Here is an 11,007-nt window from a genome sequence, read left to right as displayed (position 1 = left end):
AGAAATCCCCTATTCCTGCGGGGGATATCTCTCACCCCCGACGCGCGCCAAGCGCCACGGCACCCGTACAGCTATCCAAGGCGGTCTGTTCACGCCGGATGCTAGCCACCGGGGGTAGCGGCGTCAATAGTCGGGCCGGGCATACTCTGATGCCCGTTCAACCCTGTTTACCTGGGCCGCTCTTGCCGTAAACCTGGTTTCTGTGACAACTTTCGCCCGGGCCCGGCCCGTGTGCGGCCCAGGTGCGGCCCAGGTGCGACGGGTCCCGGTGGCGGCGAGTGCGAACCGGCCCCGGCGGCCTTCCCGGCGGACCATCCAGGCCGGACGGGATGCTTCCGGGTCGCGAGCCGACCCGGTTCCCGCACTATCTGACGGACCGTTTGATAAGGCGCCGACGGCCGGCCGATACCCTCGCCCGATGCAATTGGGCAACGTGTCCTCGGTCACAGTCCGGCCCCGAAGAGGGCGAAGGAATTCCTTGGAAGGTCGCCATCATGGTGATAGTGTCTCGCCCGACTCTAAATCAATTACCTTAAACCTGGGGTTGGTTAGGTTGGCTGACGAGCTGTCAACTGCTATCCGGACAATGCTGGTGGACGACCTGGAGGTCGATCCCGATCTGATCACCCCGGACGTCCGGCTCGATTCCCTCGAATTGGACTCGCTGGCGGCGGTGGAGCTGATCACCCTGATCAAGGAGCAGTTCGGCGTCGACCTCTCCGAGGACGAGAGCCGCCTGGGCAAGATGACCTTCGGCGAGCTGGTGGAACTCGTGAATTCCGGACTGAACGGGTCATGACCCGCACGTTTCCGGCCGCGGTCACCGGAGCCGGGCTGATCACCCCGGCGGGCATCGGGGTGGCGGACACCTGGCGGACCGTCCTCGAACCCCGCGCACTGGCGGTCGAGGACGCGGTGATGCGGGACGCCGGTGCCCACTACTGCCTGCGGGTACCGGAGTTCGGCCCCGACGTCCTGTGGGGCAAGGGCACCGCGCACCTCGACCCCTTCATCCGCTACGCCCTGGTCGCGGTCGACGAGGCCGTCCGGGAGTCCGGGCTCGACCCGCAGACCTGGGACGGCGGCCGGGTCGGCGTGGTGGTCGGCACCGGGATCGGCGGAGTGGAGACACTCACCCGGGCCCAGGACAGGTTCACCGAGCGCGGCCCCGAGGGGGTCTCGCCCTATCTGCACCCGCGGTCGCTGGCCAGCATGGCCGTCGGCACCATCGCCTCGCGGTACGGCATCACCGGACCGTGCCACACGGTCGTCTCCGCCTGCGCCTCCGGCGCCGTCGCCATCGGCGTCGCCCGCGACCTGCTGCGCAGCGGCGCCTGCGACACGGTGATCGCCTGCGGTACCGAGGCCGCGGTGGTCCCAGTGGTGGTCAGCGGTTTCGCCAGGATGGGCGCGCTGTCCAAGCGGGACGACCCCGCGGCCTCCCGGCCGTTCGATGCGGACCGCGACGGCTTCGTGGTCTCGGAGGGAGCCGCGGCCCTGGTGCTGGAGCACCCCGAGGCGGCGGCCCGGCGCCAGGCCGCGGAGCTGGGCCGGGTGCTGGGGTACGGCTGCACCACGGACGCCCACCACCCGGTCCAGCCCCGGCCGGACGGGGCGCAGGCCGAGGCCGCGGTCCTGCGGGCGCTGGCGGACGCGGGCCTGCGGCCGGACGCGGTCGACCACGTCAACGCGCACGGCACCTCGACGCCGCTGAACGACCGGATCGAGGGCGAGCTGCTGGCCCGGCTGTTCCCGCAGGGTCCCTCGGTCACCGCCAACAAGGGCGTGCTGGGGCACTCACTGGGCGCCGCCGGGGCGATCGAGGCTGTTCTCTCGCTCTGCTCCCTCCGGTCCGGCACGGTACCGCCGGTGGCCAACACCGAGCAGGTCGATCCGCAGCTGCCCGAGCTGGACCTCGTCCTCGGCGGTCCGCGCCGGCAGCCGCCCTCCGTCGTGCTCAGCAACTCCTTCGGCTTCGGCGGCGTGAACTGCGCCCTGGTGCTGGGGAACTGAGAGCCACCGGCGGCAGGGAGCGCCCCGCCGCACCGGCACCGGCACCGGCCCCGCCGCCCCGGGGCAGGGCCGCCGGACGGGTGCCCGGACGAGCCTGCCGCTGATCAATAGGACAGAACTTGACAGACAACCGCGTGACCGCGCTGACCGGCCTCCTCGCCGGACCCGACTTCGCCGAGGTCCGGCCCGAGGGGCAGAGCCTGCTCGACTACAGCCTGCGGACGCTGCACCGGGCCCGCCTGCTCAACTCGGCCGGGGTCACCGCCAATTCGCTCTGGCTGGGCCGGGGGGAGGCGGCGGAGTTCCCCGACTTCCTGCGGACGATGGGCTGGATCGGGGCCTATGACGCCTCGCTGGCCAACGTACTGGTCTCGCACCAGATCGCCGGCGACGCCCTGCTCAGCCACGCCGATCCCGGGCAACTGGCCAGGTACGGCCCGGAGATCGACCGGATGGCGAAGGTGTACTGCTTCGCCGCCTCCGAACTGCACGCCGGCTCCGACCTCAAACGGGTCGGCACCACCGCCACCTACCGGCACTTGGACCGCACGCTGGTACTCCACACCCCGGAGCCCGCGAACAGCAAGGTCTGGATCGGCAACTGCCTGTACACCGGTGACGTGGCCATGGTGCTGGCCCGGGTGGTGGTCGACGGGAGGGACGAGGGCCACCACTGGCTGCGGGTGCCGCTGCGCAGCCGGGGCCGGCTGGTCGAGGGCGTCCGCGTCCACGGCGCCGAGCCGAAGGGCGGGGTCGAGGCCAACCAGACCGGCCTGATCGCCTTCGACCGGTGCGTCCTGCCGCTGGACGCCCTGATGGGCCGCTGGGCGCGGATCGACGAGGACGGGCGGTACGTCTCCCCGCTGCGCCGCTACCGCCGGTTCGACGAGTGCCTGGCCACCTTCACCCATGAGCGGCTGTTCCCCACGGCGGGCGCGGCCATGGCCCAGCGGCTCGCCTGCGCCGTCACCACCCGGTTCGCCGCCGTGAAGCGGGCCTTCGGCGGGCCGCTGCTCAGCCACGCGCACTACCGGATGCGGCTGCGCACCGCGGTGGGGCGGGCGACGGCGGCCAAGCACGCGGTGGAGGCGCTGGCGGCCGTCGCCGTCGACCGCGACGGGAACCGGCCGCCCGCCGAGGACCGCCTGCTGCACGCGCTGGTGGCCTGCGGCAAGACCGGCAGCACCGGCGACGCCCGGCACACCCTGGCGGAGGCCAGGGAACTGTGCGGCGGCCTCGGGTACCACCGGCTGAACCAGATCTCGCCGCTTCAGCACGACTACGAGATCGCGGTGACCTTCGGCGGCGACAACACGGTGCTGGGGTACCAGGCTTCGCGGTTCGCGCTGCGCGAGCGCCCGGCACTGGCCGGGGTGCTCGACGCCGCCGTCCGCGGGGCGGAGCGGGGGAGCGGACAGGGCGACCCGGGTGACTGGCCGGCCGTCCGGCTGCTGGGGGCGCTGCGCCGGGTCTGCGACGTGCTGCTGGACGACGTGGACCGCGAGGGGCCGGGCGCGGCCAGCACCGCCTGGTCGCGCGCCGTCTACCAGACGCTGGCCCTGGGAAGTTGGGCCGGGGGCGAGCCGGCACCGGCCGGGCGGGCCCTGCTGCGGCACTACGCCGCCGGCTGCCTGCTGGAGCACGCGGTGAGCGCGCTGCGGGCGGGTGTGCTGAGCGCGCCCGAGCTGTTGGAGGTGGCCCGGCTGCACGAGGAGGAGGGCGCGGCGCCGGTGGCGGCCGGGGACCTGCTGGAGCTGCTGGAGGTCCCCGAGGCGCTGGTCACCGCCCCCATCGCGCACGCCGACTTCGCCGAGCGCCATCTCGCCTCGGCGGCGGGGCGGCCGGTGGACCGGCCGTCCCGTCCCGTCCCCGACCCGGTGTGACCGCCCGCCCGGAAGGACCGTGAGAATGCTCGACGTCCGCGCCGTCGTCACCGGTATCGGGAGCTGCCTGCCGCCCGACGTGGTGTCCAACGACGATCTCTCCCTGGTGCTGGACACCACGCACGACTGGATCTTCAGTCGTACCGGGATCGCCAGGCGCCATGTGGTCAGACCCGGTACCAGCACCGGTGACCTGGGGACGGCCGCCGGTGCCGCGGCGCTCGAATCGGCCGGCCGCCGCGGCTGCGACCTGGTGCTGCTGGCCACCACCACGCCCGACCAGCGCTGCCCGGCCACCGCGCCGCAGATCGCCGCTCGGCTCGGGCTGGCCGGGGTGCCCGCCTTCGACCTGGCGGCGGTGTGCTCCGGTTTCGTCTACGGGCTCACCGTCGCCGCGTCGATGATCGGCGCGGGCACCTACGACAGCGTGCTGCTGATCGGCGCGGAGACGTACTCCACCATCGTCGACCCCGCCGACCGGGGGACCGCCGTGCTGTTCGGCGACGGGGCGGCGGCGGTGGTCCTGGAGCGCGGCCTGCCCGGTACCCCGGGCGAGGTGCTCCACGTCGAGCTGGGCAGTGACGGGGACCACGCCGGCCTGATCTCCGTCCCGGGCGGAGGGTCGCGGGCGCCGCACCTCGACGACGACGCCTCCCGCCACTTCCGGATGGACGGCCGCGAGGTCTACGTCCGGGCGGTGGCGGCGATGACCCGGTCCGCGCGGAGCGTGGCCGAGGCGGTGGGCTGGCGGCCCGAGGAGATCGACGCCTTCGTCGGCCACCAGGCCAACGCCCGGATCCTGCGCGCGGTGGCCAGGCGTCTGGGGGTGGCCGAGGAGCGGGTGGTCTCCCAGCTCGCGGAGGTGGGCAACACCGCCGGCGCGTCCATTCCGCTGGCCCTGGCCTGGGCCGCCTCGCAGGGCCGGCTCGCGAAGGGGGACCGGGTGCTGCTGACGGCCTTCGGCGGCGGTCTGACCTGGGGATCGGCCGCCATGGTCTGGCCCGGCGTGCACCCCGTGCGGGCCGAAGGACCCAGCCCCGGGTGAGTGTCCGCCGGTAGCTCGTGTGCCCTGCGAGGTAATTTACGGATCAACTTGCGTGTGGGAGTGGGAAAGAGAGAGAGTGTCAGAGCGGGATCGCTTCTGGTGGGAGGCGGCCTGTGGCCACCGCGCCGAAGAGGGGTGTGAACGCCGGAGGGGGTAGCAGCTGAACGGCCACGATCTGCGAAGACGGTGGCGGGCGCGCCCGGCGGCCCGAGGAGCTGCCCGACGGCGGTCCGCCGCGTACGGCTGCGGGAAGGCGCCCGTTCGAGGGGCCGGTACGTGCTTCCGTTAGCCGGCGGGCGTCGGTCTCCCTCCGTCTGGGGCCGGGCCCCACGGCGGTCCGCGGCTGCGCGGACGGCACCGCCGCCGGGCGACCAGCGGCTCGCCGGGATCACCGGGCGGGCCGTCGACTGCCTCCCGCCATCTCCGCGAACGGCACCCGAGACCACAACCTCTCCGACTGACAAGGCGGTTGCACCGTGACACTGGCCAAGTACGTGGGAATGACGACTCCGTCCGCCGGCGGCGGCATCGGCGACCAGGTGTACAACCGCCTGCTGAACGACCGCATCATCTTCCTGGGCGAGGCGGTGGACGACGACATCGCCAACAAGATCACCGCCCAGCTGCTGCTCCTGGCCGCCGACCCGGACAAGGACATCTTCCTCTACATCAACTCCCCGGGCGGCTCGATCTCGGCCGGCATGGCGATCTACGACACCATGCAGTACGTCAAGAACGACGTGGTCACCATCGCGATGGGCATGGCGGCCTCGATGGGCCAGTTCCTGCTCACCGCCGGCACCCCGGGCAAGCGCTTCGCGCTGCCGAACGCCGAGATCCTGATGCACCAGCCCTCGGCCGGCATCGGCGGGTCCGCCTCCGACATCAGGATCCAGGCGGAGCAACTGGTGCGCACCAAGCGGCGGATGGCCGAACTGATCGCACATCACAGCGGCCAGGACGTCGAGCAGATCAGCGCGGACTTCGACCGCGACCGCTGGTTCTCCGCCCAGCAGGCCAAGGAGTACGGCCTGATCGACGACGTCATGCACAGCGTCGCGGACGTGCCCGGCGCCGGCGGTACGGGCGCCTGAGTCCGGCGCCGCCCGGCTCGACGACACCGCCCGACGACCACCCCATCCGCCTGACGGAGGCCGAAGTCCCCATGCACATCCCCGACTTAACGGGTGCCGCCCACGAGCGCCTGCGCGCCGAGGGCCGCTACATCGTCCCGCGCTTCGCCGAGCGCACCTCGCAGGGCGTCCGCGAGTACGACCCGTACGCCAAGCTGTTCGAGGAGCGGATCGTCTTCCTCGGCTCGCAGATCGACGACACCTCCGCGAACGACATCATGGCCCAGCTCATCTGCCTGGAGTCCATGGACCCGGACCGCGACATCTCGCTCTACATCAACTCGCCCGGCGGCTCGCTCACCGCGCTGACCGCGGTCTACGACACCATGCGGTACGTCAAGCCCGACATCTCGACCGTCTGCATGGGCCAGGCGGCCTCCGCGGCGGTGGTCCTGCTGGCGGCGGGCACCCCAGGCAAGCGGATGGCGCTGCCCAACTCCCGGATCCTGATCCACCAGCCCTACACCGAGAGCGGCCGCGGCCAGGTGTCCGACCTGGAGATCCAGGCCAACGAGATCCTGCGGATGCGCGGGCAGATGGAGGAGATGCTGGCCAGGCACTCCAGCCGGAGCATCGAGCAGATCCGCGAGGACATCGAGCGGGACAAGATCCTCACCGCGCGGGAGGCGCAGGAGTTCGGGCTGGTGGACCACGTCGTCGAGCCGCGGGCCAGGGAGTAGGACATGCCGGGCGGGCCCTGCGGCTGAGCGGGCGGTCCACCGCTGACGGTCGGTCCTAGTTCGTGCCACCGTACAACGACCCGGAGGGACACCCGGTGTACCGGAATCTGGACGTCAGCCAGCTCAGGACGCTCGTCACCATCATGAGCGCCGGAGGCTTCCGGCGGGCGGCGGAGAAGCTGTCGCTGACGCAGCCCGCCGTGAGCCAACACATCCGGCGGCTGGAGGCGGTGCTGGGCGGACCGGTCTTCGCCCACACCGGGCGAAGGCTCGAACTGACCCCGGCCGGGCGGGAGTTGTTCGACTACGCGCGCCGCATCATCGCCCTCAACGACGAGGCCGTCGCCCGGATCAGCGCCCCGCACGAGATAGCGGAGTTCAGCGTCGGGGTCTGCCCCCAGCTGGAAGGGGCGCTGCCGGACTTCCTCTCCGGGCTGATGGAGCTCCTGCCCGGGGTCCGCCCGACCGTCCACCTCGGGCTGGGCGAGCCGCTGGCGGAGCAGGTCGCCTCCGGTGAGCTGGACGCCGGTCTGCTGCTGCGTCCGCCCCGGGCGGGCGGGGCCAGGTTCCTCGGGGCGATGCGGCTGGCCTGGTTCGGCGCGGACCCGGCGCCGGCCACCGGGCCGGTGCCGCTCGCACTCTGCCGGCAGCCGTGCAATCTGCGGCGGCACGCCCTCGACACCCTCGGCGCCCACGACCTGCCCTGGCGGATCACCTACGAGGGGCCGGACCTCGCCGGGCTGCGCGCCGCGGTCGCCGTCGGCCTCGGGGTGAGCTGTCTGCTCGCCAACGCGGACGACCTGTGGGGACTGCGGCGGCTGCCCGCCGGTGCGCTGCCGGTCCCCGAGCCGATGCCCGTGTCGCTGTCGGTGGCTCCGCAGACCCCCGTGGCGGTGGCCGACGCGGCCTTCAGGGCCGCCCGGCACGCACTGCGCGCCTACCCGATCACCGGCAGGCCGGACGCCGCCGCCGGCCACCCGGGCCGCCCCGGACGGCGCTCCGGCGCCGATCACGTCCTGGTCGGCTGACGCACCGGGAAGTACCAGCGCTTATCAGACGGATAATGAAGAGTGATTTGCCTATCTGACCAGCCGGAGCCTAGCCTTGGCATGAACCTGTAGGAATTTTGAATTCATTTCCGATATCCCGGCCGGTGTAATTCCAGGAATCACGCGGCGGGCTCCCCGGTCGTTTCCCGGGTCCTGAGCGGAAAGGAACCGAGTCGTGTCGCAGGACGCTTCCCCCAGAGTTGAACTGTGGAATCCCGAAACCTATGACTCGCTGCGCCGGCAGCTCATCCCGTCCTTCGACCTCCTCTACGGCAGCGCGGTGGGCGCGGTGGCCATGTCGGTGCCGCCCGCCGCCCGCATCCTGGACCTGGGAGCGGGCACGGGCCTGCTCGGCGCCGCCCTGCACGAGCGGCTCCCCGAGGCCGAACTGCTGCTCCAGGACCGCTCGGAGGCGATGCTGGGACAGGCCCGCCACCGGTTCGGCGGCGACGGCCGGGTGGCCATCCGGGTGGCCGACCACCTCGACGAGCTCCCCGAGGGGCCCTTCGACGCGGTGGTCTCCGCCCTCTCCATCCACCATCTGACGCACGAGGACAAGCAGGACCTCTTCGTGCGCATCCGGAAGGTCCTGCGCCCCGGCGGGATATTCGTCAACGTCGAACAGGTACTGGCCCCCACACCCCGGCTGGAGAAGATGTACGACCGGCAGCACGAGGCGCACGTGCACGCGTCCGGAACCCCGGCCGAGGAATGGGCGGCCGGCCGCGAACGAATGAAGCACGACATTCCCATCGACGTCGAAACCCAGCTCCAGTGGCTGCGCGACGCCGGCTTCACCACCGCGGACTGTCTGGCGAAGGACTGGCGATTCGCCACCTACGCGGGCTGGAACGGATCGTGACCGCAGGCCGGACACCCCGGACACCGCTGTCGGCGCAGGCGCTCGGCGAGGTGAACCGTGCTCTACGAAGCGCTGCGTGAGATAGCCGCCGAACGGCCCGACGCACCGGCCGTGACCAGCACGGACGGCACCCGTACGAGCTACGCGGAACTGGTCGCCCTGGTCGACCGCACCGCCACCGGACTGCGCCGCCACGGCGTCGGCCCCGGCGACGTGATCGCCTGCTCACTGCGGAACAGCGTCCGCTACGTGGCCCTCATCCTCGCGGTGGCCCGGACCGGCGCCCGCTACGTGCCGCTGATGGCCAACTTCGACCGCGCCGACCTCGCCACCGCGCTGCGCCTCACCCGCCCCCGGCTGATCGTCACCGACCACCACCGGGAGTTCCCCGACGGGGCTCCGCCACAAGTCCCGCTGGAGGCACTGGAGGCCGCCACGGCCGAGCCCCGGAAGCCCGGCGAGAGGTACGACGGCCTCTTCCGCTCCCTGTGGACCTCCGGCTCGACGGGTTTCCCCAAACAGATGGTCTGGCGCCAGGACCGCTTCCTGCGCGAGCGCCGCCGCTGGCTGGCGGACACCGGCATCACCGCCGCCGACGTCTTCTTCTGCCGGCACACCCTCGACGTCGCGCACGCCACTGACCTGCACGTCTTCGCCGCGCTGCTGTCCGGCGCGGAACTGGTGCTGGCCGACCCCCACGCCGCACCACACGTCCTGCTCCGGCAGATCGCCGAGCACCGGACCACCGCGATGAGCGCCCTGCCACGCCACTACGAGGAGTACGTACGGGCGGCCGGGGCCGGCCCGGCACCGGACCTCTCGCGGCTGCGCCGCCCGCTGTGCGGCGGAGCCTACGTCAGCGCGGCGGGGCTCACCGACGCCGCCGAGGTGCTGGGCATCCACATCCGCCAGATCTACGGCTCGACCGAGTTCGGCCTGGCGCTCGGCAACATGACCGACGTGCTCCAGGCCGGACTCGGCATGGTGCCGGTGAAGGGCGTGGGCGTCCGGCTGGAACCGCTCACCGCGGACCACCCGGACCTCGGTGAGCTGGTGCTCGTCTCGGACTGCACCAGCGAGGGCTACGTCGGCAGCGACGAGGCGAACGCCCGCACCTTCCGCGGCGAGGAGTTCTGGACCGGGGACATCGCCCAGCAGAGCCCGGACGGGACACTGCGGGTGCTGGGCCGGGTCACCGAGACCCTGGCCGCCACCGGCGGACCGCTGCTCGCACCCGTGCTGGACGAGGAGATCGCGGCCGGCTGCCCGGTCCTGGAGACGGCCGCACTGCCCGCCCGGCCCGGGGAGTACTCCGACGAGGTGCTGCTGGTGCTCCGCCCGGACCCGGCCAGGCCCGAACGGGAACTCCGCAAGGCCGTCACCGCCGTACTGGAGCGGCACGGGCTGCGGGCCGCCGTCCACCTCACCGGCGACATCCCGCACACACCGGTCGGCAAACCCGACAAGCCGTCGCTGCGGTGCCGCTGGGAGAGCGGCACCCTGGGCACCGTGGGGGAGTGGAGCCGTGGCTGAGCTCCTGTTGGAGGGCGGGCAGCGGCTCCACTACGAGGAGCGGGGACAGGGCCCGGCGGTACTGCTGGTGCACGGGCTCGGCGCACCGTCGGCCTTCTTCACCGCCACCGCCGAGGAACTGGCCCGCGACCACCGGGTGGTCACCCTCGACCTGCGCGGCCACGGCCGGACCCCGCCGGGCACCGAACCCGTGGTGCTCGACCGCTGCGCCGCCGACCTGCACGCGGTGGCCGGGAAGCTGGACCTGAGCGGGGCGACCCTGGTCGGCTGGTCGCTCGGCGCCACCGTCGCCTACCGCTACCTGGAGCGGTTCGGCACCCGGCACGTCGCCCGGCTGGTGTCGGTGGAGCAGAGCCCCTACCTCCTGGCCGAGGACGACTGGGAACACGCGGCGTTCGGCACCCTCACCACCGCCGGCCTGGACGCCGTCCAGCAGAACCTCGCCGCCACCGAGCGCTTCGCCACGGTCGCCCTGGTCGGCAGCTTCTTCGCCGAGGGAACCGTCCCCGACCCCGGGCTGGTGGAGGAGCTCATCAACGCGGCCGCCGTCTGCTCACCGTTCGTGAAGTGCCAGCTGTGGCGGGACATCGCGCGCCAGGACTGGCGTGAGCGGCTGCCCGCGCTGCCGGTACCGACGCTGTTCCTGCACGGGGCGCGCAGCCGGATCTACCCCAGCGACGTCGGGGGCTGGCTGGCAACGGCCGTGCCCGGAGCCCGACTCGAGGTTTTCGAGAACAGCGGCCACCTGCCGTTCCTGGAGGAGCCGGAGCGCTTCCAGCGGACGATCCGCTCCTGGGCGGCCCGATGAC

The 11,007-nt window shown here is 72.4% G+C and carries 10 protein-coding genes; all 10 read left to right on the top strand.

Annotated elements, in window-relative coordinates; translation table 11 throughout:
• Positions 1-586: 586 nt before the first annotated feature.
• On the top strand, positions 587-799 hold the full coding sequence (locus ACSMTC_RS09650) for an acyl carrier protein (protein WP_436559246.1): 213 nt from the start codon (positions 587-589) through the stop codon (positions 797-799).
• Positions 796-2,013: a beta-ketoacyl-[acyl-carrier-protein] synthase family protein gene (locus ACSMTC_RS09645; RefSeq protein ID WP_436559245.1), complete on the top strand. Its 1,218-nt coding sequence runs from the start codon at positions 796-798 to the stop codon at positions 2,011-2,013. The genes ACSMTC_RS09650 and ACSMTC_RS09645 overlap by 4 nt, the downstream gene beginning before the upstream one ends.
• Before the next feature lie 119 nt (positions 2,014-2,132).
• The gene (locus ACSMTC_RS09640) at positions 2,133-3,896 is read left to right on the top strand and encodes an acyl-CoA dehydrogenase family protein (RefSeq protein WP_436559244.1); all 1,764 of its coding nucleotides are present in this window, start codon (positions 2,133-2,135) and stop codon (positions 3,894-3,896) included.
• Between the two features lie 25 nt (positions 3,897-3,921).
• Positions 3,922-4,941 (top strand): beta-ketoacyl-ACP synthase III, encoded by a 1,020-nt coding sequence (locus ACSMTC_RS09635; RefSeq protein ID WP_436559243.1) that lies wholly within the window; start codon positions 3,922-3,924, stop codon positions 4,939-4,941.
• Between the two features lie 500 nt (positions 4,942-5,441).
• Complete coding sequence (locus tag ACSMTC_RS09630) at positions 5,442-6,035, top strand: ATP-dependent Clp protease proteolytic subunit (RefSeq protein WP_436564640.1); 594 nt, start codon at positions 5,442-5,444, stop codon at positions 6,033-6,035.
• 71 nt (positions 6,036-6,106) lie between these two features.
• Complete coding sequence (locus ACSMTC_RS09625) at positions 6,107-6,754, top strand: ATP-dependent Clp protease proteolytic subunit (RefSeq protein WP_436559242.1); 648 nt, start codon at positions 6,107-6,109, stop codon at positions 6,752-6,754.
• Positions 6,755-6,849: 95 nt separating this feature from the next.
• Positions 6,850-7,782 carry a LysR family transcriptional regulator gene (locus tag ACSMTC_RS09620; protein WP_436559241.1) on the top strand — a complete coding sequence of 311 codons (933 nt, stop codon included), beginning with the start codon at positions 6,850-6,852 and terminating at the stop codon, positions 7,780-7,782.
• Positions 7,783-7,978: 196 nt separating this feature from the next.
• Positions 7,979-8,665, top strand: a complete 687-nt coding sequence (locus ACSMTC_RS09615; RefSeq protein ID WP_436559240.1) for a class I SAM-dependent methyltransferase — start codon at positions 7,979-7,981, stop codon at positions 8,663-8,665.
• 57 nt (positions 8,666-8,722) lie between these two features.
• On the top strand, positions 8,723-10,198 hold the full coding sequence (locus ACSMTC_RS09610) for a class I adenylate-forming enzyme family protein (protein ID WP_436559239.1): 1,476 nt from the start codon (positions 8,723-8,725) through the stop codon (positions 10,196-10,198).
• Positions 10,191-11,006, top strand: a complete 816-nt coding sequence (locus ACSMTC_RS09605) for an alpha/beta fold hydrolase (RefSeq protein WP_436559238.1) — start codon at positions 10,191-10,193, stop codon at positions 11,004-11,006. The genes ACSMTC_RS09610 and ACSMTC_RS09605 overlap by 8 nt, the downstream gene beginning before the upstream one ends.
• Position 11,007: the final 1 nt, after the last annotated feature.

The organism is Kitasatospora sp. HPM-01-4, from assembly GCF_051374625.1.
GTDB lineage: Bacteria > Actinomycetota > Actinomycetes > Streptomycetales > Streptomycetaceae > Kitasatospora.
This window is presented reverse-complemented; position numbering and strand designations above follow the sequence as displayed.

What these genes read in the sequence shown, in the direction of transcription:
- ACSMTC_RS09650 (WP_436559246.1), top strand. Translation starts at nt 587, where the DNA reads ATGCTGGTGGACGACCTGGAGGTCGATCCCGATCTGATCACCCCGGAC.
- ACSMTC_RS09645 (WP_436559245.1), top strand. Translation starts at nt 796, where the DNA reads ATGACCCGCACGTTTCCGGCCGCGGTCACCGGAGCCGGGCTGATCACC.
- ACSMTC_RS09635 (WP_436559243.1), top strand. Translation starts at nt 3,922, where the DNA reads ATGCTCGACGTCCGCGCCGTCGTCACCGGTATCGGGAGCTGCCTGCCG.
- ACSMTC_RS09630 (WP_436564640.1), top strand. Translation starts at nt 5,442, where the DNA reads ATGACGACTCCGTCCGCCGGCGGCGGCATCGGCGACCAGGTGTACAAC.
- ACSMTC_RS09625 (WP_436559242.1), top strand. Translation starts at nt 6,107, where the DNA reads ATGCACATCCCCGACTTAACGGGTGCCGCCCACGAGCGCCTGCGCGCC.